The 21,641-nt window shown below is 67.0% G+C and carries 20 protein-coding genes; 19 read left to right on the forward strand and 1 reads right to left on the reverse strand.

The genetic code is table 11. From position 1 onward, the window contains the following. Positions 1 to 64 precede the first annotated feature (64 nt). From IHE49_RS15785 to glpK, 10 genes are all read left to right on the forward strand, one after another. Positions 65 to 1,792: a methyl-accepting chemotaxis protein gene (locus IHE49_RS15785; RefSeq protein WP_225578493.1), complete on the forward strand. Its 1,728-nt coding sequence runs from the start codon at positions 65 to 67 to the stop codon at positions 1,790 to 1,792. A gap of 100 nt (positions 1,793 to 1,892) precedes the next feature. Next, entirely contained in the window at positions 1,893 to 2,399 is a 507-nt protein-coding gene (locus tag IHE49_RS15790) for a chemotaxis protein CheW (RefSeq protein ID WP_192159653.1), read from the forward strand. Positions 2,400 to 2,412: 13 nt separating this feature from the next. Beyond that, the gene (locus IHE49_RS15795; protein ID WP_192159655.1) at positions 2,413 to 4,158 is read left to right on the forward strand and encodes a methyl-accepting chemotaxis protein; all 1,746 of its coding nucleotides are present in this window, start codon (positions 2,413 to 2,415) and stop codon (positions 4,156 to 4,158) included. A gap of 2 nt (positions 4,159 to 4,160) precedes the next feature. After that, positions 4,161 to 5,045 (forward strand): CheR family methyltransferase, encoded by an 885-nt coding sequence (locus IHE49_RS15800; protein WP_192159658.1) that lies wholly within the window; start codon positions 4,161 to 4,163, stop codon positions 5,043 to 5,045. After that, the gene (gene cheD, locus IHE49_RS15805; protein WP_192159660.1) at positions 5,045 to 5,707 is read left to right on the forward strand and encodes a chemoreceptor glutamine deamidase CheD; all 663 of its coding nucleotides are present in this window, start codon (positions 5,045 to 5,047) and stop codon (positions 5,705 to 5,707) included. Before IHE49_RS15800 ends, cheD begins: the two co-directional genes overlap by 1 nt. 44 nt (positions 5,708 to 5,751) lie before the next feature. Further along, entirely contained in the window at positions 5,752 to 6,843 is a 1,092-nt protein-coding gene (locus tag IHE49_RS15810) for a chemotaxis response regulator protein-glutamate methylesterase (protein WP_192159662.1), read from the forward strand. A 15-nt stretch (positions 6,844 to 6,858) separates the two neighbouring features. After that, entirely contained in the window at positions 6,859 to 8,055 is a 1,197-nt protein-coding gene (locus IHE49_RS15815; RefSeq protein WP_192159664.1) for a methyl-accepting chemotaxis protein, read from the forward strand. 10 nt (positions 8,056 to 8,065) lie between these two features. Next, a complete protein-coding gene (locus tag IHE49_RS15820; protein ID WP_192159666.1) occupies positions 8,066 to 8,365 on the forward strand; it encodes an STAS domain-containing protein in 300 nt (99 codons plus the stop codon). 118 nt (positions 8,366 to 8,483) lie between these two features. Then, positions 8,484 to 8,834 (forward strand): hypothetical protein, encoded by a 351-nt coding sequence (locus IHE49_RS15825; RefSeq protein WP_192159668.1) that lies wholly within the window; start codon positions 8,484 to 8,486, stop codon positions 8,832 to 8,834. A gap of 590 nt (positions 8,835 to 9,424) precedes the next feature. Then, positions 9,425 to 10,936 carry a glycerol kinase GlpK gene (gene glpK / locus IHE49_RS15830; protein ID WP_192159675.1) on the forward strand — a complete coding sequence of 504 codons (1,512 nt, stop codon included), beginning with the start codon at positions 9,425 to 9,427 and terminating at the stop codon, positions 10,934 to 10,936. Positions 10,937 to 10,973: 37 nt separating this feature from the next. On the opposite strand, the gene IHE49_RS15835 is transcribed toward glpK, so the two are convergent. Then, positions 10,974 to 11,909 (reverse strand): carbohydrate kinase family protein, encoded by a 936-nt coding sequence (locus tag IHE49_RS15835; RefSeq protein ID WP_192159677.1) that lies wholly within the window; start codon positions 11,907 to 11,909, stop codon positions 10,974 to 10,976. Between the two features lie 261 nt (positions 11,910 to 12,170). Between IHE49_RS15835 and IHE49_RS15840 the strand changes: the two genes are divergently transcribed. From IHE49_RS15840 to IHE49_RS15880, 9 genes are all read left to right on the forward strand, one after another. Then, positions 12,171 to 13,217: a rod shape-determining protein gene (locus IHE49_RS15840; protein WP_192103429.1), complete on the forward strand. Its 1,047-nt coding sequence runs from the start codon at positions 12,171 to 12,173 to the stop codon at positions 13,215 to 13,217. Positions 13,218 to 13,229: 12 nt separating this feature from the next. Further along, complete coding sequence (mreC, locus tag IHE49_RS15845; protein ID WP_192159679.1) at positions 13,230 to 14,267, forward strand: rod shape-determining protein MreC; 1,038 nt, start codon at positions 13,230 to 13,232, stop codon at positions 14,265 to 14,267. Next, positions 14,264 to 14,749, forward strand: a complete 486-nt coding sequence (gene mreD, locus IHE49_RS15850) for a rod shape-determining protein MreD (protein ID WP_192159681.1) — start codon at positions 14,264 to 14,266, stop codon at positions 14,747 to 14,749. Before mreC ends, mreD begins: the two co-directional genes overlap by 4 nt. Positions 14,750 to 14,756: 7 nt before the next feature. Continuing rightward, a complete protein-coding gene (gene mrdA, locus IHE49_RS15855; protein WP_192159683.1) occupies positions 14,757 to 16,790 on the forward strand; it encodes a penicillin-binding protein 2 in 2,034 nt (677 codons plus the stop codon). Next, a complete protein-coding gene (gene rodA / locus IHE49_RS15860) occupies positions 16,787 to 17,914 on the forward strand; it encodes a rod shape-determining protein RodA (protein ID WP_192159685.1) in 1,128 nt (375 codons plus the stop codon). The genes mrdA and rodA overlap by 4 nt, the downstream gene beginning before the upstream one ends. A gap of 118 nt (positions 17,915 to 18,032) precedes the next feature. Further along, the gene (mltB, locus tag IHE49_RS15865) at positions 18,033 to 19,052 is read left to right on the forward strand and encodes a lytic murein transglycosylase B (protein ID WP_192159687.1); all 1,020 of its coding nucleotides are present in this window, start codon (positions 18,033 to 18,035) and stop codon (positions 19,050 to 19,052) included. Continuing rightward, a complete protein-coding gene (locus tag IHE49_RS15870; RefSeq protein ID WP_192159689.1) occupies positions 19,049 to 19,969 on the forward strand; it encodes a septal ring lytic transglycosylase RlpA family protein in 921 nt (306 codons plus the stop codon). Before mltB ends, IHE49_RS15870 begins: the two co-directional genes overlap by 4 nt. Positions 19,970 to 20,030: 61 nt before the next feature. Further along, a complete protein-coding gene (locus IHE49_RS15875; RefSeq protein ID WP_192159691.1) occupies positions 20,031 to 21,314 on the forward strand; it encodes a D-alanyl-D-alanine carboxypeptidase family protein in 1,284 nt (427 codons plus the stop codon). Next, positions 21,314 to 21,604 (forward strand): DUF493 family protein, encoded by a 291-nt coding sequence (locus IHE49_RS15880; RefSeq protein WP_192159693.1) that lies wholly within the window; start codon positions 21,314 to 21,316, stop codon positions 21,602 to 21,604. The genes IHE49_RS15875 and IHE49_RS15880 overlap by 1 nt, the downstream gene beginning before the upstream one ends. Positions 21,605 to 21,641 lie beyond the last annotated feature (37 nt).

The raw sequence follows: 21,641 nt of genomic DNA on the forward strand, positions 1-21,641 counted from the left end.
TGGGTTTCCGGCGCGCCCGATGCCGAGGCATCGCGGCCGGCATCCATGATGTGAGGTTGGTGCGATGGAAAGAAAGAAGTGGTCGCTCGGCAGTTTGAGCCTGCATGCCCGCGTGGTCGTCGTGATCGTGGTAGTGCTGGCCGGCCTGACCGCGCTTACCGTGATGAACGCATGGCAGAGCCGGTCGGTGCAGATGGTGGACCTGGAGCATCGGCTGCAAGGCGAGATCGAATCGGCGGCGGAAATCGCGCAGGGCTACCACGTACGCGCCGGGAAAGGCGAGTTCAGCGAGGCTGAAGCCCGGCGGCGGGCACTGGCGCAGATCGGCAACATCCGCTGGGACAAGGGCAGCGGCTACGTCTTCGTGTTCGGCACGGACCTGGTGATGCGCATGCATCCGTTGCGGCCCGACTGGACCGGCAAGGACATCAGCGCCGAGACCGATGCGAAGGGCATGCCGCACTACCGGATGATGTCGGAGGCCGACGTCAAGGATGGCCAGGACCTGATCCGCTATACGCAGAAAATGCCCGACGGCAGCAGCAAGGACAAAATCACCTATTCGCAGCTGTTCAAGCCGTGGGGTCTCAACTTCGCGGCAGGCGCCTATTTCGACGACATCGATGCGAAATTTCGCCACGACCTGTTGGTGAACCTGGCGTGGGCCGGCCTGCTGGGTGCGCTGGTGATCGCGCTGGTCTGGCTGTCGATGAGCAGCATCCGGCGAAGCATTGGAGGCGAGCCGTCGTTCGCGGTGGAGATGACCGGGCGGATGGCGGACGGAGACCTGTCGCTGGGCGGGGCGGAGAAGCTCGAGCTCCCGCCGGGCAGCATGATGCACGCGATGCAGCGGCTGCACGTGAAGCTGGTGGAGGTGATCGGACAGGTGCAGCAGGGCTCGCAGGTGGTGAGCGGCGCAGCGCTGGAGATCGCGCGCGGCAACGACGACCTGAGCCAGCGTACCCAGGAGCAGGCATCGAGCCTGGAAGAGACCGCGGCCTCGATGGAAGAGATGACCGCGACGGTGAAGCAGAACGCGGAAAACGCGAGCCATGCCAACCAGTTGGCGGGCGGCGCGCGGGAGCAGGCCGAGCGCGGCGGCAAGGTGGCGTCGCAGGCGGTATCGGCGATGGCGGAGATCACGGCCTCGAGCCGGAAGATCAGCGACATCGTGGGCCTGATCGACGAGATCGCGTTCCAGACCAACCTGCTCTCGCTGAATGCGGCGGTGGAAGCGGCGCGCGCAGGGGAACAGGGCCGTGGCTTTGCGGTGGTGGCGAGCGAGGTGCGCAGCCTGTCGCAGCGCAGCGCGGCGGCGGCGAAAGAGATCAAGGCGCTGATCGGCGAGAGCGTGGAGCGGGTGGAAGCCGGCGGCGCGTTGGTGGGGCAGACCGGCACGGCGCTGTCGGAAATCGTGGAGAGCGTGCGCAAGGTCACCGACATCGTGGCGGAGATCGCGGCGGCGAGCCAGGAGCAATCGTCGGGCATCGACCAGGTGAACCGGGCGGTGATGCAGATGGATGAAGTGACGCAGCAGAACGCGGCGCTGGTGGAACAGGCGGCTGCGGCGGCGCAGGCGATGCAGGAGCAGGCGGCGGGGCTGCGGCGGCAGACGGCGTTCTTCCGGCTGGACGGCGCCATGGCCAAGGCCGAGGCGGTGCAGGAGGTGCAGGCGATCAAGCCGGTGCCGGTGGCGGCACGCAAGGTGTCGACGTCGCGCGAGCTGGCGCGCCCGGCGCGGCCGCCTGCAGCCGCGGCTGCGCGTGCCGATGGCGGTTGGACCGAGTTCTGAGACGGGGCGCCGTCGCAAGGGCGCTCAAGAGTTCGCCGGGCAAGCCGATACCGTTTACGCATCCGGTGTCCCGGGATGACTATCACGAGGTAGATGATCCATGTACGAAGACAAGGCGGACACGGCGCCGACCGTGCAGCAGCTGACCTTCAGCCTGGCGGGTGAGGAGTACGGCGTCGAGATCCTGTCGGTGCGCGAAATCCGCGGCTGGTCGCGCGTCACCCGCATCCCGCAAGCCCCCGATTACCTGCTCGGCGTATTGAACCTGCGTGGCGCAGTGGTGCCGGTGATGGATCTGCGCCTGCGTTTCGGGCTCGAGCGCGAAAGCTACGGCGACAGCACGGTGATGATCGTGGTGGCCGTGGCCGAGCGTCTGTTCGGCATCGTGGTCGATGCGGTGTCCGACGTGGTGGACGTGGACCCGGCCTCGATCAGGCCGGTGCCGGACATGGGCGCCATCGTCGATACCCGCTACCTGAAGGGGCTCGCCACCCATGCGGAGCGCATGGTGATGCTGCTTGACGTGGAAAAGCTGATGCGCCCCGAAGACGTTGAGACGCTGAACACCGTACTGCCGGGAGTTCGCGATGTCGAAGTTGCCGCCTGACACTGGAATGCTGATGAATATCAAGAAATTCGTTTTGGGTCTCCGTTTTTCGAAGCTGCAGAACCTTTCCGTCAAGGGACGCCTGATCGGCATGGTCGGCCTGCTGTCGGGCATGCTGGTGGTGGGTGCGGTCGCGGGTTTGAGCGTCATGGCCTGGCAGAAAGAAGGCATGCGCATGAGCTACGACAACGGCATGGTGCCGGTGAGCCTGATGGCCGAGCTGCGCGTCAAGTCGCTGATGAACTTCATCGTGCTCGGCGAAGCGGCTTCCGTGGTCGGCAAACCCGACCAGGTGAAGCAGAAGCTCGCCGAGTTCGACAAGAACCAGGCGGACTTCCCGGGATTGGCCAAGCAGTTGGCCGCGGTGCAGATGAGTCCGGAAGTCGCCAAGCAGTACAAGGCGTTGACTGCCACTGAAGGCGACTATGTCAGCAGCTTGAACGATGTCCGCAGCGCCTTGGCGCAGGGCGATGACGGTGCACACGACCTCTTGGAAATGGAAGTGCGTCCGGCCCTGATGATGCGTATAGACCAGCTCAACAAGCTGATCCAGGTGCAACGCGACGAGGTGAAGCAGACGTACGACAACCAGTCGGACCGCTACAACAAGGTGCGCGCGCTGGTGCTGTTCGGCATGGTCGGCGGCCTGCTCCTCGCGGCACTGGTGGCGGTCCTGCTGATCCGCTCGATCACCGGCGCGTTGAAGCGCCTGATGGAGGTGGCCAGTGCCATCGCCGAGGGGCGGCTGGGCCACGACATCAAGGTGGTAAGGCACGACGAGCTGGGCAGCCTGCTTGCAGCCTTCCGCACAATGGACGAACGCCTCAGCGCCATCGTGGGCGAGGTACGCCAGGGCTCCGACGCGGTCAACAGCGCGGCGCAGGAGATCGCACGCGGCAACGACGACCTCAGCCAGCGCACGCAGGAACAGGCCTCCAGCCTCGAGGAAACCGCTTCGTCGATGGAGGAGATGACCTCCACCGTGAAGCAGAACGCAGAGAACGCCAGCCATGCCAACCAGCTGGCGCGCGGTGCACGCGAGCAGGCCGAGCAGGGTGGCGAAGTGGCCGGCCGGGCCGTCGCCGCGATGGGTGAAATCGATGCCTCCAGCCGCAAGATCGGCGAGATCGTGGGGCTGATCCAGGACATCGCCTTCCAGACCAACCTGCTGGCGCTGAACGCGGCGGTCGAAGCCGCACGGGCTGGCGAGCAGGGCCGCGGCTTCGCCGTGGTGGCCAGCGAGGTGCGCAACCTGGCCCAGCGCAGCGCCGGCGCGGCGAAGGAGATCAAGACCCTGATCGCCGAGAGCGCGGAGAAGGTGCGCAGCGGCTCGGAGCTGGTCAACCAGTCCGGCAAGGCGTTGGCCGACATCGTCGAAAGCGTGAAGAAGGTCACCGACATCGTGGCCGAGATTGCTGCGGCCAGCAACGAGCAGTCCGCTGGCATCGACCAGGTCAACAACGCCGTGATGCAGATGGACGAGATGACCCAGCAGAACGCCGCCCTGGTCGAGCAGGCCTCGGCCGCCGCCCGTGCTATGCAGGAGCAGGCCGAGGATCTGACGGCCCAGGTCGGCTTCTTCCGGCTGGCCGGACGCGCCGCGGCGGCGAAGCCGGGTGCGCCGGCGAATGCGAAGCCGGCACCCGCGAAGGCGGAAGTGGCCAAGGCCACCGAGGCGGTGTTCGCCGCCGTGCGCAAGGCGCCGCCGCCGCGTGCCATCGCCGCCGAGGCTGATTCCGGCGCCTGGAAGGAGTTCTGAGCATGGCTGTCGCCACCGCCAGTGCGTCCAGCAGCAAGGCGCCGTCCGGTGACGACGCGATCCTGCTGGGCGATGCCGAGTTTCGCTTCCTGCGCGATTTCGTGTACGAGCACCTGGGCATCTCGCTGGGCGAGCACAAGCGCCAGCTGGTGCAGGGGCGGCTGGCGCGGCGCCTGCGTGCGCTGCGTCTGCCCGACTACGCCGCTTATTGCGAATTCCTGCGCAGCGACCCGGCCGGCGAGTTGGGCGAGCTGGCCAGCGTCATCAGCACCAACGTCACCTCGTTCTTCCGCGAGCCGCACCATTACGAGCTGATGGAAAAGCAGCTGCTGCCGCAGTGGATCAAGAAGAAGCGGAGCGAGGGTGGCCGGCTGCGCATATGGTCGGCCGGTTGTTCCACCGGCGAAGAGCCCTACGCCATGGCGATGGTGCTGGCCGAGGTGCTGGAGCAATGCGGCGCCAGCGGCATGGATGCAAAGATCCTCGCCACCGACCTGTCGCCGCAAGCGCTGGACCAGGCGCGGAACGGCGTGTACGCGCTGGACAAACTCGGCGGCATCAGCGAAGAACGGCGCCGCCGATGGATGATGCGCGGCGCCGGGGAGTACGAAGGCTACGCCTGCGTGCATCCGCGCCTGCGCGAGCTGGTGACGGTGCAGCCGCTCAACCTGCTGCACGAGTGGCCGATGCGCGGGCCGTTCGACGCGATCTTCTGCCGCAACGTGGTGATCTATTTCGATCAGCCGACCAAGCAGAGGCTGTTCAGCCGCTACGCCGCGCTGCTGCCGGCGGGCGGCTATCTGTTCCTTGGCCACTCCGAGTCGTTGCACGGCATCAACGAGGACTTCGAGCTGGTTGGGCGTACCGCCTACAGGAAGCGCGGATGATGAACACGCAGCGCATCGAGCGCCGGATCGACCGGCGCACCGTACCGACAGTGACCGAGGCGCCGCCCGGTTATGAACATCTGCGGCGGTTCTGGGATCCGGTGCAGGGCTGCATGACCGTCAAGGTGCTGCCGGGCGAGTTCTACGTGAGTTCGCAGGAGGAAATGGTGAGCACCGTGCTCGGCTCCTGCGTGTCCGCCTGCATCCACGATCCGGTGCGCGGCATCGGCGGCATGAATCACTTCATGCTGCCCGAATCCAAGGGCGGCAGCGACAGCTGGGCCTCCACCGTGGGTCGTGCAGCGCGCTACGGCTCGGATGCGATGGAACACCTCATCAACGATCTGCTGAAGGCGGGCGCGCAGCGCGCCGACCTCAGCGTCAAGCTCTTCGGCGGCGGCCGCGTGCTGGCCCAGATGAGCGATGTGGGCCAGCGCAACATCGAGTTCGTGCGCCGCTACATCTCCACCGAGAAACTCAAGGTGGTGGCCGAAGACCTGGGCGACATCTATCCGCGCCAGGTGCAGTTTTTCCCGCAGAGTGGCAAGGCGCGCGTGCGTCAGCTGCGCCGCAGCGACGACGTGAAGCTGGTGGCCGGCGAGCGCACCTACCTCAAGCAGTTGGCGAACGATCCGATAAAGGGCGAGGTCGAGCTGTTCTGACGCCGGTGTCTCCGGTGCGGCAGCCCGCATAGCCAGGGTGAGCAATGGAAAGAGTGCGCGTACTTGTAGTCGACGATTCCGCATTGGTGCGCAAGCTGATGTCGACCATGCTTACCTGTGATCCGGAGATCGAGGTGGTGGGCACGGCGCCGGATCCCTTCATCGCCCGCGAGAAAATCAAGCAATTGAATCCCGACGTGCTCACGCTGGACGTCGAGATGCCGCGCATGGACGGCCTTACCTTCCTGGAAAACCTGATGCGGCTGCGGCCGATGCCGGTGGTGATGGTGTCCACGCTCACCACCGCCGGCGCGGACGTCACCCTGCGCGCACTCGAGTTGGGCGCGGTGGACTTCTACGCCAAGCCGAACGCCGATCTCGCCGCCAGTTTCGGCGACAGCGCGCAGGAGCTGTGCGCCAAGGTCAAGCACGCGGCGCTGACCAGGCCCAAGGCGCGCACCACCGTCCGCCCGCTGGAGGTGGCTCCACGCCTGACGGCCGATGCGGTGCTGCCTCGCTCGCAGGCCCCCGGCAGCCGCGGCGGCAGCCCGATCATCGCCATTGGCGCTTCCACCGGCGGTACCGAAGCGGTGCGCGTGGTGCTGGAAATGATGCCGCCGGATGCGCCGCCGATCCTGGTGACTCAGCACATTCCGGCCGCCTTCAGCGGTCCATTCGCTGCGCGCATGGACCGCTGCTCGGCGATGCGCGTGTGCGAGGCGAGCGACGGTCAGCCGATCCAGCAGGGCACGGCCTACATCGCACCCGGCAGCCACCATCTGCTGGCGATGTGGGACGGTGCCAAGTTCGTGTGCCGCCTGCACGATGGCCCGCCGGTGAATCGGCACCGCCCCAGCGTGGACGTATTGTTCCGCTCGCTGGCGGCCACCGCCGGCGCCTCCACCATCGGTGCCCTGCTCACCGGCATGGGCGACGACGGCGCGCGCGGCCTGCTCGAGCTACGCCAGGCCGGCGCCCCCACCCTGGTTCAGGACGAAGCCAGTTCGGTGGTATGGGGCATGCCCGGTGCTGCCTGGAAGCTCGGCGCCGCGCCGGAAATGCTGCCGATCGACCACATCGCGGATCGCCTGCTCGCGCTGGCGCACCACCCCCACCACGGCGCCAAGCGCGCCTGACCCGGATCACGGATCATGCCATTCACTCTCGCGCAACTTTTCCGACGCCCGCAGGCCGGCTGGATCGCCAGCGTCGTCGTCCTGCTGCTGACCTTGCTGTGGCACCCGGCGTGGCTGGCGCCGTTGGCGGTGCTGGCCGTCACCGCGGCCTGGTTCATTGCGACGCGCAGCGAACAGTCGCTGGCCGCGCCGGTCGCCGCTCCGGTCGTGGCAGCGTCCAGCGCAAGCGTGGAGCCGGTGCGCGCGGCGATGGAGGACGTGCGCAGCGCGCTGGTCGATGAACTCGGCCACGCCACCCGCGAACTGCACCAAGGCCTGGATTTGCTGCGCGACGCCGTCTCCGAGTTGGGCGGCGGCTTCGACGGCTTGTCCACCAAGACCGCGCTGCAGCAGTCGCTGCTCAAGCAGATCATCGACGTGCAGGACGGTGGCGTGTCAGTGCAGGACTTTGCCGCCCGCACCGGCGATCTGCTGGAACACTTCGTGGGCATGATCGTGCAGATGTCACGCGAAAGCCTGCGCATCGTCTACCGCATCGACGGCATGGCGAAGGAGATGGATGCGGTGTTCGGCCTGCTCAAGAACGTCAACACCATCGCCGAGGAAACCAACCTGCTGGCGCTGAACGCAGCGATCGAGGCGGCACGTGCCGGCGAATCCGGCCGCGGCTTCGCGGTGGTGGCCGGCGAGATCCGCAACCTGGCCAGCAATTCCAACCAGCTCAACGAGCGCATCGGCGGCCACGTCGAGCGCGCGCGCACCGCCATGGAGCAGCTGCGCGGGCTGATCGGCGCGATGGCTTCGCAGGATCTCAACGTGGCGCTGTCGGCCAAGGGCGGCATCGACGCCATGACGGCGCATGTCACCGAGAGCGACGCGCGCACCAACAAGGTGGCCGACCAGGTGGTCGAGATCAGCCGCGGCCTCACCAGCGACGTCTCCACCACCGTACGCTCGCTGCAGTTCGAAGACATCCTGCGCCAGCTGATCGGTCAGACCCGCGAGCGCCTGGTGGACCTGCAGGAAATCACCAGCGAGTGCACGCGCGACATCGAGGACCTGGCCTGCACTCCGCTCGAAGCGGAGGCGCTGGAAGAGCGTGCCCAGCGCGTGCGCAGCCGGCTGGCGATCCAGCGCGAGAAAGCGCGCCTGCGCTCGCGCGGCCCGGCGTTGCAGAACTCGATGGACGCCGGCGAGATCGAACTTTTCTGAGGGCTACACCATGATCGTCCAACACGACGCCGAGCTCGATTGCCTCACCCTGCAACTGGGCGAGCGCTTCGACTTCAGCATTCACCGCGATTTCCACGATGCCTGCCTTGGCGAAGGCAAGCGTGCGCGCAGCTACGTGATCGACCTGGGTGAGGTCACCGGAATGGACAGCTCCGCGCTCGGCATGCTGCTGTTGCTGCGCGAACACGCCGGCGCGGACCGCGCCGACATCCGCATCGTCAATGCCTCGGGCGAGTTGCGCAGCACCCTGCGCGTCGCCGGCTTCGACAAGCTGTTCGTGCTGCACTGACCCGGCGAGCGCCCGTGCGTACGAGGCGCGTCCCCCGGTGCGGTCGCTAAAGTTTTCTGCAGCGCGACCGAAAAAAGATGCATCGCGGTTTCCCCTTAGTCCCCCTTTGGAGTCCTTCATGAAAGCTTTTGTTGCCGCCGTCGCCCTGTTGCTGGCCCCGCTGGCTGCCCATGCTGCCTGCTCGGCCACTGACTTCGCGATCAAGGATTTCAAGCCCGTGCCTGCGGGCGCGCGCATGAGCCTGAAGGGCACGCTGGTCAACAATTGCGCCTCGGCCGCGGCCGCGCAGATCCGCATCGACGGCAAGGACGACTCGGGCAAGGTGCTGCAGAGCAAGCAGGTGTGGCCGGCTGGCACCTCCAACATCGCCCCCGGCGATTCGGTGAACTTCGACCTGGGCCGCATGTTTCATCCCGATCCCGGCATGACCACGTTCACGGTCAGCGTGGCCGACGTGCGCGCCTGGTAAATCGCGGCAACCTTCCGTGAAGAGCGGCGGCGCGGCGGGAACGCCACGCCGCCGTTTTGTTGTTGCCGCAAGGCGGACGGCGAGAGCCAGTTCGGGCTCTGCGGCTAGCCGTTTCCAGCTTGCGGCGCGGATGTTTCGCGTTATCGCGAGTAACAAGGCGTTTTCGGTCGCCTGCCGATGCCCGAGTCCTCTCTCTTTGCCGCCTGATTCAATCCATCGGGCCTGCGAGCAGGTTGTGCTGAGTACGCCGAAACCATTCCCGCCCATGCGATGGGCGGTGCGGTCACGCTGCATCGTGTCTGGAAACTGACGGCTTTGCTATTCGTCATTCCAGTGAAGACCGGACAAGCGCGGCACTCAGAATGCCGCGGCCGGCCTGCGAGGGGCGGGTGCGGTGAGCCATCCAGCAGCGGTCATGTTTGTTCAAGCCATACGGTCATGGATCATCGGCTTCGCTGGCGTGAGCCTCTTCTGGCCTGGGCTGGAATGACAGGCAGGGCCTTTGGGTGCAATCGAATCCCGGCACGGATCGCATGGAGGCTTTGAACAGGCTCTAAGCTGCGTGCGGCTTCCCATGCATGAGGCGCCCCATGGCAAAGCGATACATCCTGGCACTGGACCAGGGCACCACCAGCACGCGGGCGATGCTGGTCGACGCGGACGGGCGGGTGGCGGGCATCGCGCAGCGCGAGTTCACCCAGATCTATCCGCAGCCTGGCTGGGTGGAGCACGATCCACGCGAGGTTCTCGCCAGCGTCCAGGCCACGGTGGCCGAACTGCTCACGCGCATGCAGGTCGAGCCGGGTGATCTGGCGGGCATAGGCATCGCCAACCAGCGCGAAACCACGGTGGTGTGGGATCGTCGCAGCGGCCAGCCGATCCATAACGCCATCGTGTGGCAGTCGCGGCAGAGCGTGGCCATCTGCGAACGGCTGCAGGCGGATGGCTGCACGCCCATGGTGCGGGCAAAGACCGGCCTGCTGATCGACGCGTATTTCTCGGCCAGCAAGATCCGCTGGCTGCTCGACCACGTCGAAGGGGCGCAATCGCGCGCCGAACGCGGCGAGCTGCTGTTCGGCACGATGGAAAGCTGGCTGGTCTGGAACCTCACCGGCGGGCGCCAGCATGTCAGCGATGCCAGCAACGCCGCGCGCACCCTGCTGTACGACATCCATCGCCGCGAATGGGACGACGAGCTGCTGCGCCTGTTCAACGTACCGCGCGCGATGCTGCCGCGGGTCTGTCCGTGCAGCGGGCATGTCGGCGATACCGATCCGGCGCGCTTCTTCGGCGCGGCAGTGCCCATCGGCGGCCTCGCCGGCGACCAGCAGGCGGCCTTGTTCGGCCAGGCTTGCTTCGAGCCCGGCATGGCGAAGAATACCTACGGCACCGGCTGTTTCATGCTGATGCACACGGGCAGGCAGGCGGTGCCGTCGCGCCACGGCCTGCTGACCACCATCGCCTGGGAGATCGGCGGCGAGGTCGAATACGCGCTTGAGGGCAGCATCTTCGTCGCCGGCGCGGTGGTGCAGTGGCTGCGCGACGGCCTGCGCATGCTCGAACGCGCCGCGGATTCGCAGGCGCTGGCCGAAAGCGTGGCTTCCAGCGACGGCGTCTATCTGGTCCCGGCCTTCGTGGGCCTGGGCGCGCCGTACTGGCGCAGCGAGGTGCGTGGCGCGATGTTCGGCATCACGCGCGGCACGCGCCGCGAACACGTCGTGCGCGCGGCGCTGGAATCCATGGCTTACCAGTCGCGCGACGTGCTCGCGGCGATGGAGGCGGACGCGGGCATTCCGCTGAAGGAACTGCGCGCCGACGGCGGCGCCATCGCCAACGATTTCCTGGCGCAGTTCCAGAGCGACATGCTGGATGTGCCGCTGCTGCGGCCCAAGGTGCAGGAAACCACGGCGCTGGGCGCGGCCTATCTCGCCGGATTGGCGCTGGGCTTCTGGGAAAGCCGCGCGCAGGTCGCACGATTGTGGCAAGTGGAACGCCGCTTCGAGCCGGGCATGGCCGAGGCGGAGCGCGGGCGGCGCTATCGCGGCTGGCAGGCGGCGGTGCAGGCGGCCTGCGTCTTCACGCCGGATAGAACGCCGATGTAGGAGCGCACTGAGTGCGTTCCTACGCGGCGCGCTTCGGTCAGTCCAGCGCCTGGCCGAACTGGTCCTTGAACTCCGCGGCGAACTCGGCCCAGCTGAAGTGCTGGTTCTGCGTCCCCGGGTGTTCCACCTTGAGCGCGCCCATCAGCGAGGCCATCCGGCCGATGGTGGGCCAATCCTTGCCGCGCATGATGCCGAAGATCAGGCCGGCGCGGTACGCATCGCCACAGCCGGTGGGATCGACCACGCGGCGCTCGCGTGCCGGCGGGATCTCGTGCGTGATGCCGCCGGCGTGGATCAGGGAGCCGCGCGGCCCCAGCGTGACGATGTAGGCCTGCACGCGGCTGGCGATCTCTTCCGCGCTCCAGCCGGTGCGCGTCTGCAGCAGCTGCGACTCGTAATCGTTGACGATCACGTAGGTCGCCTTTTCGATCATCGCGCGGAACTCGTCGCCGCTGAACAGCGGCATCGCCTGGCCCGGGTCGAAGATGAAGGGCACGCCGCGCGCCGCGAATTCCTCGACGTGCTGCAGCATCGCCTCACGGCCGTCGGGCGCGACGATGCCGAATTCGATGTCGGGGATCTCGCGCACGTGATTGTCGTGCGCGCTGGACATCGCGCCGGGATGGAAGGCGGTGATCTGGTTGTTGTCCAGGTCGGTGGTGATGAAGCACTGCGGGGTGAACTGGTCGTCGAACACGCGCACGCGGTCCAGCGCGATGCCGCACTTCTCCATGTGTGCGCGGTAGGGCGCGAAATCCTGGCCCACCGCGGCCACCGGCAACGGATCGCCGCCCAGCAGCTTGAGGTTGTAGGCGATGTTGCCCGCGCAGCCGCCGAACTCGCGGCGCATCCGCGGCACCAGGAAGGACACATTCAGGATGTGCATCTGGTCGGGCAGGATGTGGTTCTTGAATTGGTCCTGGAACACCATGATGGTGTCGTAGGCCAGCGATCCGCAGATGACGGCAGACATGGTTGCGTGATTGCCCCAAGCGTGGTGGGGGCCGCGCTGGGCGCGGCCGACAAACCCGGATCCGTGGATCCGGCCAAAGGGTCGCATCGTATCGTGAACGGGCGTTCATGGCGACTCCGCAAACTTGACACGGAATCTCAGGAATGTGCGGAAAGCAGCGATGCGGAAGGCTTTTTTAACGTCTTTTCAGTTGCGCGCCTGGGTAACGCTGACTAGACTGGTGAGCTTATTTTTTACTCAGGCCGGCGCGCGGCGGACCTCATGTTCAAGAAGTTTCGCGGAATCTTTTCCAACGACGTTTCGATCGACCTCGGCACCGCCAACACGCTGATCTACGTGCGCGGCCAGGGCATCGTGCTGAACGAGCCCTCGGTGGTGGCGGTGCGTCAGGACCGTGGCCCGGGCGGACCGCGCGCGATCGCCGCGGTGGGCGGCGAAGCCAAGCGCATGCTCGGTCGCACGCCCGGCAACATCGCCACCGTGCGCCCGATGAAGGACGGCGTGATCGCCGACTTCACCATGACCGAGGCGATGCTGCAGTACTTCATCAAGCGCGTGCACAAGTCGCGCCTGCTGCGTCCCAGCCCGCGCGTGCTGGTGTGCGTGCCCTGCGGCTCCACCCAGGTGGAGCGCCGCGCCATCAAGGAATCGGCCGAAGGCGCCGGCGCCCGCGACGTGTTCCTGATCGAGGAGCCGATGGCCGCCGCGATCGGCGCCGGCATCCCGGTGCACGAGGCGCGTGGCGCCATGGTGCTGGACATTGGCGGCGGCACCTCGGAAGTGGCCGTGATCTCGCTCAACGGCATCGTCTACTCGCAGTCCGTGCGCGTGGGCGGCGACCGCTTCGACGAGGCCATCATCAACTACGTGCGTCGCAACCACGGCACCCTGATCGGCGAATCCACCGCCGAGCGGATCAAGCTGGAGATCGGCTGCGCCTTCCCGCAGACGAACGTCAAGGAGATCGAGATCTCCGGCCGCAACCTCGCCGAGGGCGTGCCGCGCATGTTCACGATCAACTCCAACGAGATCCTCGAGGCGCTGCACGAGCCGCTGGCCGGCATCGTGGCCGCGGTGAAGTCGGCGCTGGAGCAGACTCCGCCCGAGCTGTGCTCCGACGTGGCCGAGCGCGGCATCGTGCTCACCGGCGGCGGCGCGCTGCTGCGCGACCTGGACCGCCTGATCTCCGAAGAGACCGGCCTGCACGTGCAGGTGGCGGACGATCCGCTCACCTGCGTGGCGCGTGGCGGCGGCAAGGCGCTGGAGCTGATCGACCAGCACGGCAGCGATTTCTTCGCTCCCGAGTAAGCCGCGCGCAACATGGCGCGGCCGCGCGACGAATCCTCGCCCCTGTTCGCCGGCAATGCCGCGGGCACGCTGCGGCTGATCGTCTATTTGGCCCTGGCCCTGGTGTTGATGGTGCTCGACCATCGCAACGGCTGGCTGTGGCGCGTGCGCTACGCGGCTTCGATGGTGGTGGAACCGGTGTACCGCCTGGCCAACCTGCCCAGTGCCGGCATGCGCACGCTCAGCGTGGCGTTCGCCGACCGCAAACTGCTCACCGAACAGAACCAGCGGCTGCGCGAAGACCTGCTGCTGGCCAATGCGCGGCTCAATCGCATGGCCGGTGTGGCCGAGCAGAACCAGCATCTCAAGGAGCTGCTGGACACCCAGCGCAGCCTCAACATCAACGTGCAGCTGGCGCGCGTCGTCGGCGTGGACCTGGGTGCCTACCAGCAGCGGCTGGTACTGAACCTCGGCACGCGCGACGGCGTGAAGCAGGGCCAGCCGGTGATCGATGCGCATGGCGTGATGGGGCAGGTCGTCGAGGTGCTGCCGAAGACCTCGGTGGTGATGCTGGTGACCGATCCGGCGCACGCGATTCCGGTGGTGGTGGAACGCTCCGGCCTGCGCACGGTGGCCTACGGCGCGCGCGACGGCAGCGGCTTGGTACTGCCGAACATTCCGCTGGCTGCCGACGTGCAGCCGGGCGACAAGTTGCTCACTTCCGGCCTCGGCGGGCGTTTCCCGCCGGGCTTCCCGGTGGGCAAGGTGGTGGCGGTGGCGCCAGGCGTTTCCGGCATGTTCCGGGTGGCGGAGGTGCAGCCGGCGGCCGATATCGATCGCAGCGAAGACGTGCTGCTGCTGCATGACCAGGCCGAACCCGAAGGTCCGCCCGCTCCGCTGATTCCGGCCGGGCCGCCCGCCGCGTTGGCGCCTGCGCAGGCTGCGGCGGCCGGCAACACGCCGGCGGCGGCATCGACCGGCGCCGTGCGGACCACCTTGCCGCGTGCCACCGCCAACCTGCCCGCTGCGACCTCTGCCGCAACGCCCGCGGCGGCCGGGAGCGCGCGATGAATCGCCAGCGCCTGTCCTCCTGGTGGTTCGCCGGTACGCTGCTGTTCGCGTTGCTGTCGATGCTGGTGCCGTTGCCGGCGGTGCTGGAGCCGTTCAAGCCGTACTGGCCGGCGCTGGTGCTGCTGTACTGGACGCTGGAGTCGGAGGATCGCGTCAGCCTGGGCCTCGCCTTCCTGCTTGGCCTGGGTGCCGACCTGTTCGACGGCGTGCTGCTGGGCGAACAGGCCCTGCGCCTTTGTGCGCTGGTGTTCATCGTGCTGCGCTTCCGTTCGCGGCTGCGCTTCTTCCCGATGTGGCAGCAGGCGCTGGCGGTGCTGGCGCTGCTGCTGAACGACCGCATTCTGCTGCTGATGGTGCGGCTGCTGTCCGGCGCGACGATGCCCCCGGCCAGCTGGTGGATCGCCCCGTTCGTGGGCGCCGCGCTTTGGCCGTTCCTGTTCCTGCTGCTGGACGACCTGCGCATGCGTTTGCGCCTGCAGTGAGCATGCGATGAAGCTGCGGCGCGCGATCAAGGACTCACGCAGCGAACTCGAGCTGTTCCGCCGCCGTGCGCTGGCGGGCTTCGCGCTGATCGTGCTGGCCCTCATCGGCCTGGTGGTCCGTTATGCGACCCTGCAGGTGTCGCGCTACGACGAATTCGCCGCGCGCTCGGAGAACAACCGCGTCAAGCCCATTGCGATACCGCCGGCCCGCGGCCTGATCTTCGACCGCAATGGCGTGTTGCTGGCCGACAACGTGCCTGCGTTCCGGCTCGAAGTGGTGCCCGAGCAGGTGACCGACATGAAGGCTCTGCTGGAGCAGCTTGGTCAGGTCATTCCGCTCAGCCAGGACGACCTAGACGCTTTCCATAAGCTGCTCAAGCAAAGCCACCGCTTCGAGAGCGTGCCGCTGAAGATGCGCCTGACCGAGGACGAGATCGACCGCTTCGCGGTGAACCGCTGGCGCTTCCCCGGCGTGGACGTGGTGCCCTACCAGAACCGGCGCTATCCGCTGGGCGAACTGTTCGCGCACGTGATCGGCTACGTGGCGCGCATCGACGCGGACGACCTCGACCGGCTCGATCCCGGAAGCTACAAGGGCACCACCCATGTGGGCCGCATCGGCGTCGAGCGTTCCTACGAGGACATGCTGCACGGCACCCCGGGTTACGAACTGGTGGAAGTGAACGCGGACGGCCGCACGCAACGCGTGTTGCAGACGCATCCGGCCATTGCCGGCAAGAACATCTACCTCAGCATCGACGCGCGCATCCAGAAGGCCGCCGAGCAGGCGCTGGCGGGTCAGGTCGGTTCGGCGGTGGCGATCGATCCGCGCAACGGACAGGTGCTGGCGATGGTCAGCGTGCCGAGCTTCGATCCCAACCTGTTCGTCGATGGCATCAGCCATATCGATTACGGCACCCTGAACACCGCGCCGGACAAGCCGCTGCTCAACCGCGCCCTGCGCGGCGTGTATCCGCCCGGCTCCACGGTGAAGCCCTTCCTGGCGCTGGGCGGCTTGGAACTGGGCCTGCGCACGCCGTCGGACAGCGTGCTTTCCACGGGCACGTTCTGCGTCCCCGGCACCACCTTCTGCCGCCGCGACGACCGCCGTGGCGGCTTTGGCACGGTGAACCTGCGCATGGCCATCATGTGGTCGGTGAACACCTACTTCTACAAGCTCGCGCTGGACATGGGCATCGACCGCTACGACGACTGGATGAGCCGCTTCGGCTTCGGCCAGCCCACCGGCATCGACCTCAATGGCGAATCCAGCGGCATCCTGCCCTCGCGCGAATGGAAGGCCAAGCGCTACAAGACGTCGTGGTTCCCCGGCGAAACTATCATCGCAGGCATCGGGCAGGGCTACTGGACGGTGACGCCGATGCAAATGGCGCACGCGTTGTCCATCCTCGCCGGGCACGGCGTGCCGTACGCGCCGCGGCTGGTGATGGCTACGCAGACCGACGTGGATGCGCCGAAGCAGCCGCTGCCCAATCCGCCCAGTGGCCCATCGGTCATCAACAATCCGGCCGACTGGCAAGCCGTGGTGGATGGCATGCAGATGGTGGTGAACGACCCGCGCGGCACCGGCTACGGGCTGGGCAAGGGCTTCCCGTACACCATCGCCGGCAAGAGCGGCACCGCCGAAATCTACTCGCGCCACACCGACGCGTACAACGAGAACACCAGCCTCGCCTACCTCGCCAGCCGCCATCGGGCGTGGTTCGAGATGTTCGCGCCGGCGGAGGAGCCGCGCATCGCGGTGGTGGTGTCGCTGGAAAACGGTGCATGGGGCGCGTCGTCGGCCGGCCCCATCGCGCGCAAGATCCTCGACGCGTGGCTGGCCACTCAGTCGGACGCGCCGCCGGATACGCCGCTGCAACCAGGCAGCCTGTCTTCTCCCGATGTCGTGTCGGGTGCGCCGGCGCCGCCGAACGCGCCGGCATCGAGTGCGTCGACGCCTGGCGCGGCGACGGATGCATCGCAGGACACGCCCCAGGACGAGCCCGCGAACACGTCGTCGCAGGAGAACCCGCCATGATCGAGATGCTGCATGTGCGGATGAAGCGCCTGCTGCGCCGCGTGCTGACGCGGCCGCGCATCGACCTGCCGCTGGCGGGGGCCTTGCTGCTGCTGGCGGTGGCGGGACTTTGCACGCTCTATAGCGCTGCCGCTGGCGATGGCGGCCCAACGAGCGGTCAGGTGGTCGGGCAGGCCCTGCGCTTCGTGCTGGGCTTCGTGCTGATGCTGCTGATCTCGCGCATCCCGCCATCGGTCCTGCGCAACTGGACGCCGTGGCTCTACGCCGGCAGCACCTTGTTGCTGGTGGTGGTGTCGGTGCTGGGCGAGGGGCGCGGCGCCGACCGCTGGTTGAACCTGGGCGTGATGCGCTTCCAGCCCTCCGAACTGGCCAAGCTCACCATGCCGATGATGGTGGCGTGGTACCTGCATCCGCGCCAATTGCCGCCGCGCTGGAAGGACATCGCGATGGTGGGCGTGCTGATTGCCATTCCCGCCTATCTGATCGGCAAGCAACCGGACCTGGGAACGGCACTGCTGGTGGCGGCGGCCGGCAGCTTCGCGCTGTTCCTCTCGGGCATGGCGTGGTGGCGCATCGGCCTGCTGCTGGTCGGAGCGGCCGGCATGGCGCCGATCGCCTGGCATTTCATGCATGGGTATCAACGCGGCCGCATCCTTACCATGCTCAATCCGGAGTCCGACCCGCTGGGCAACGGCTGGCACATCATCCAGTCGCAGATCGCGGTGGGTTCCGGCGGGGCGTTTGGCAAGGGCTGGATGCACAGCTCGCAGGCGCAACTGGACTTCCTTCCCGAGCACACCACCGACTTCATCTTCGCGGTGTTCTCCGAGGAGTTCGGCCTGGTCGGCGTGTGCCTGATGATGGTGCTGTACGCCTTCATCATCGGACGCTGCCTGTGGATCGCGATGGAAGCGCGCGAGACCTACTCGCGCCTGCTCGCCGGCGCGATCGGCATGAGCCTGTTCGTCTACGTGTTCGTCAACGGCGGCATGGTCTCCGGCATGCTGCCGGTGGTGGGCGTGCCGATGCCGATGGTGAGCTACGGTGGCACCTCGGCGGTGACCTTGCTGGTGGGCTTCGGCATGCTGATGTCGATCCACGCGCACCGCAAGCGGCACGACTGAATTGAAGAGTGCGGCAATGGATGGACGCCCATGTGATCTTCGCGATCAAGGACGATCGCAAAAGCCATGCGAAGTGCGTGTTACGCTTCGGCGCAGCCGTTGCCGAAGTCGACAAGCCATGCCCGTAAATGCCACGCCGCACCGTATCTGCAGCCTGTTTTCGCTTGCCCTGCTGTTGATCGTCGCGTCGTTGCCGGTGTTGGCGGACACCCATCCCGGCCAGTCCGCGCTGGTGCAGGAGGTGGCGCGCGACACCGGCAAGGACCCTGCCGCGCTGAATGCGCTGCTCGACCAGGCGCAGATGCAGCAAAGCATCCTCGATGCGATGAACCGCCCGGCGGAATCCAAGCCGTGGAGCGCGTACCGGCCGATCTTCCTCACCCAGAAACGCATCGACGACGGCGTGGCGTTCTATCGCGCGAACCGCGCGTTGCTGGAGCGCATCGGTCAGCAGTACGGCGTGGACCCGCAATACATCGTGGCGATCATCGGCGTGGAGACGTCCTACGGGCGCGTCACCGGCAAGTACAAGGTGCTCGATGCGCTGGTGACGCTGGGCTTCTACTACCCGAAGCGCGCGCCCTATTTCCGCCAGCAGTTGAAGACCTTGCTGGAATTGCCCGACAGCCAACTCGCCGGTCCGCTGTCCACCCTCACCGGTTCCTATGCCGGCGCGCAGGGCTGGGGCCAGTTCATGCCCGACAGCATCCGCGACTTCGCGGTGGACGAGGATGGCGATGGCCGCATCGATCTGATGAACTCGCTGCCCGACATCCTTGCCAGCGTGGCGAACTACTTCGCCAAACACGGCTGGGTCGCCGGCGGCCCCGTCGCGGCGCGCGCGCAGGCGGACGGCGCGGCCAAGCCGCTGGGCGACTGGCAGTCGAAGCCGCAATGGCCGCTGGAACAGCTGGAGGCCTGGGGGTATGCGCCGTTCCAGCACCTGAATCCCGGCGAGCCGACCAGTCTGCTGACATTGGCCGGCATGAGCGGATCGGAGCAGTGGTTCACCTTCAACAATTTCCAGGTGATCACCACCTACAACCGCAGCCCGATGTACGCGATGGCGGTGCACCAGCTGGCGCAGGCCATCATGGATGGCGTACACGACGCGGACAACGGGGGCGGCGCCCAATGAGGTCGTGGCGCGGCCTGCCGTTGCTGGTGCTGGCGTTCCTGCTGGCTGCCTGCGGCGGCCGACCGGCCACGCGACCTGCGACGCCGACGGCCGGTGCCGCTGCGCCGTCGGAAAGCGCTCATCACGGCTGGTTCCATCGTGGCGACGACACCAGCCTGCCGCAGGACAAGCGCTACGGGGACAGCAGCGACAGCTCGCCCACGGGTGCGCCGCCGGCCTTCATCTACAGCCTGCCCGAACCGGTGCCGCAGGCGGAACCGCATTCGCTGTACGGCAACAAGTCGCCCTACACCGTGCTGGGCCAGAGCTACCGCGTGCTGGCCAGTGCGCGCGGCTACGACGAACGCGGCATCGCGTCCTTCTACGGCAACAAGTTCCATGGCTACAAGACATCCAGCCTTGAGGACTATGACATGTACAAGTTCACCGCCGCGAGCAAGGTGTTGCCGCTGCCCAGCTACGCGCGGGTGACCAACCTCTCGAACGGCAAGAGCGTGATCGTACGCATCAACGACCGCGGGCCGTTCCATGAGAACCGCATCATCGACCTGTCGTATGCCGCCGCCGTGCGCATCGGCGTCTGGCCCAAGGGGACCGGGCTGGTCGAAGTGCAGGGCATCGATCCGGGTGCGCCGGAACAGGAACCACCGCCACCCGCGCCGGTCACAAGCCAAGGCGGGTCACTAGGCATCTACCTGCAGGTGGGCGCCTTTTCCGATCCGGCCAATGCCGAGCGGGTGGCCGCGCAGTTGCGCCAAGCCAATTTCGCGCCGGTACAGCTTGAACAGGTTCAGATCAACGACCGCACCATCCACCGCGTGCGCGTTGGGCCGCTGGACAGCGTGGATCGCGCTGACGAAGTGACCAACCGCATCGAGGGCATGGGGCTGCCGCGGCCGAAGGTCGCGGTAAACTGACGCACTTTTCCATCGACGGCATCCATGGGTGCCGTCCAGCAGATACCGGAACACGATCACGATGAGTTTTATCCGCCGCATCCTGACCCCGCTTGCCGCCGCCGCGCTGGTGGCCGGCGTCGCCGTTGCCCAGACGCCGCCGCACCCGACGACCCCGCCGCATCCCAGCGGAGTGCCGAACCCGGTGGTGGCGCCGATGCCGGTGCCGCCGCCGCCGGACGTGGATGCGCAGAGCTGGGTGCTGATGGACTACGCCACCGGCCAGATCCTCGCCTCGAAGGCTCCGGACGACCGGCGGCCGCCGGCCTCGCTGACCAAGGTGATGACCGACTACGTGGTGTCCGCCGAGATCGCCAACGGCCGCCTCCACAACAACGACCAGGTCACCATCAGCGAGCACGCGTGGCGCAGCGGCGGCGGCGGCACCGACGGCTCCACCAGCTTCCTCAAGCTGGGGAGCCAGGTGGAGCTGGACGATCTGCTGAAGGGCATGATCATCCAGTCCGGCAACGACGCGGCGATCGCGCTGGCCGAGCACGCCGCCGGCTCCGAGGACGCGTTCGCCAACCTGATGAACGCCTATGCCAAGCAGCTCGGCATGGTGAATTCGCATTTCGTCAATGCATCGGGCTATCCGGTGGACGACCACTACTCCACCGCGCACGACATCGCGATCCTGTCGCGCGCGCTGATCCATGACTTCCCCGAGGACTATGCGATCTCCAAGATCAAGGAGTTCGAGTGGAACGGCATCAAGCAGCAGAACCGCAATGCGCTGCTGTGGCGCGACCCTTCCGTGGACGGCATCAAGACCGGCCACACCGCCGCTGCCGGTTTCTGCCTCGACGCTTCGGCCAAGCATGGCGACGAGCGCATGATCGCCGTGGTGATGGGCGCCAGCACCGACAAGGCCCGTGCCGATGCGGCGATGGCGTTGCTCAACTACGGCTTCCGCTTCTACGAAACCCACAAGCTGTATGACGCCAGCAAGCCGCTGGCTACCCCGCGTTTGTGGAAGGGCGAGGCGAACGCCTTGCCGATCGGGGTGGCCGAGGATGTCCTGGTGACGGTGAAGACCGGCCAGTACGACCAGCTCAAGGCTGCGATGGACATCCCCGCCACCCTGATCGCGCCGTTCAAGAAGGGCCAGCAGGTAGGTACGCTGCATATCACGCTGGACGGCCAACCGATCAAGGACGTGCCGCTGGTTGCGTTGAACGAAGCGCCGCAGGGCGGCTTCTTCTCGCGCCTGTGGGACTCGATCCTGCTCTGGTTCCACGGCAACAAGAAGGCCGACGCGGATGCGCCCGCACCTGCACCGGCCGCCCCGGCGAGCGCGAAGTGATGCAAGAGATCGATTTCAGCCAGGCGAAGCGGGAAGGCAAGGGCTTTCGCTTTCCCGGCGAATTCGAGATCACCGCGGTGGGCAAGGCCGACGCCGACCTGCCCGCGCGCGTGCCGCAGCTGCTGGAACGCAGCGGCCTGCACGTGCTGCACGAAACCGTGCGGCATCGCCACTCCGGCGGCGGCAACTACGTTTCCGTCACCGTGAGTTTCCGTTGCGACAGCCGGGAGCAGTACGACAGTGCGCATGCCGCGCTGCGTGCCGACCCGGATATCCGCTACACGCTGTAACCGGCCGAGGACGGCCACCACTGCGCCCTTGGCTTTG

This window comes from Rhodanobacter sp. 7MK24 (genome assembly GCF_014842995.1).
In the GTDB taxonomy this organism is placed as follows: domain Bacteria; phylum Pseudomonadota; class Gammaproteobacteria; order Xanthomonadales; family Rhodanobacteraceae; genus Rhodanobacter_A.

What these genes read in the sequence shown, in the direction of transcription:
- IHE49_RS15785 (WP_225578493.1), top strand. Translation starts at nt 65, where the DNA reads ATGGAAAGAAAGAAGTGGTCGCTCGGCAGTTTGAGCCTGCATGCCCGC.
- IHE49_RS15810 (WP_192159662.1), top strand. Translation starts at nt 5,752, where the DNA reads ATGGAAAGAGTGCGCGTACTTGTAGTCGACGATTCCGCATTGGTGCGC.
- mrdA (WP_192159683.1), top strand. Translation starts at nt 14,757, where the DNA reads ATGAAGCTGCGGCGCGCGATCAAGGACTCACGCAGCGAACTCGAGCTG.
- IHE49_RS15875 (WP_192159691.1), top strand. Translation starts at nt 20,031, where the DNA reads ATGAGTTTTATCCGCCGCATCCTGACCCCGCTTGCCGCCGCCGCGCTG.
- rodA (WP_192159685.1), top strand. Translation starts at nt 16,787, where the DNA reads ATGATCGAGATGCTGCATGTGCGGATGAAGCGCCTGCTGCGCCGCGTG.
- glpK (WP_192159675.1), top strand. Translation starts at nt 9,425, where the DNA reads ATGGCAAAGCGATACATCCTGGCACTGGACCAGGGCACCACCAGCACG.
- IHE49_RS15835 (WP_192159677.1), bottom strand. Translation starts at nt 11,909, where the DNA reads ATGTCTGCCGTCATCTGCGGATCGCTGGCCTACGACACCATCATGGTG.
- IHE49_RS15800 (WP_192159658.1), top strand. Translation starts at nt 4,161, where the DNA reads ATGGCTGTCGCCACCGCCAGTGCGTCCAGCAGCAAGGCGCCGTCCGGT.
- IHE49_RS15880 (WP_192159693.1), top strand. Translation starts at nt 21,314, where the DNA reads ATGCAAGAGATCGATTTCAGCCAGGCGAAGCGGGAAGGCAAGGGCTTT.
- IHE49_RS15870 (WP_192159689.1), top strand. Translation starts at nt 19,049, where the DNA reads ATGAGGTCGTGGCGCGGCCTGCCGTTGCTGGTGCTGGCGTTCCTGCTG.
- mreC (WP_192159679.1), top strand. Translation starts at nt 13,230, where the DNA reads ATGGCGCGGCCGCGCGACGAATCCTCGCCCCTGTTCGCCGGCAATGCC.
- IHE49_RS15820 (WP_192159666.1), top strand. Translation starts at nt 8,066, where the DNA reads ATGATCGTCCAACACGACGCCGAGCTCGATTGCCTCACCCTGCAACTG.
- cheD (WP_192159660.1), top strand. Translation starts at nt 5,045, where the DNA reads ATGAACACGCAGCGCATCGAGCGCCGGATCGACCGGCGCACCGTACCG.
- mltB (WP_192159687.1), top strand. Translation starts at nt 18,033, where the DNA reads ATGCCCGTAAATGCCACGCCGCACCGTATCTGCAGCCTGTTTTCGCTT.
- IHE49_RS15815 (WP_192159664.1), top strand. Translation starts at nt 6,859, where the DNA reads ATGCCATTCACTCTCGCGCAACTTTTCCGACGCCCGCAGGCCGGCTGG.
- IHE49_RS15840 (WP_192103429.1), top strand. Translation starts at nt 12,171, where the DNA reads ATGTTCAAGAAGTTTCGCGGAATCTTTTCCAACGACGTTTCGATCGAC.
- IHE49_RS15825 (WP_192159668.1), top strand. Translation starts at nt 8,484, where the DNA reads ATGAAAGCTTTTGTTGCCGCCGTCGCCCTGTTGCTGGCCCCGCTGGCT.
- mreD (WP_192159681.1), top strand. Translation starts at nt 14,264, where the DNA reads ATGAATCGCCAGCGCCTGTCCTCCTGGTGGTTCGCCGGTACGCTGCTG.
- IHE49_RS15795 (WP_192159655.1), top strand. Translation starts at nt 2,413, where the DNA reads ATGAATATCAAGAAATTCGTTTTGGGTCTCCGTTTTTCGAAGCTGCAG.
- IHE49_RS15790 (WP_192159653.1), top strand. Translation starts at nt 1,893, where the DNA reads ATGTACGAAGACAAGGCGGACACGGCGCCGACCGTGCAGCAGCTGACC.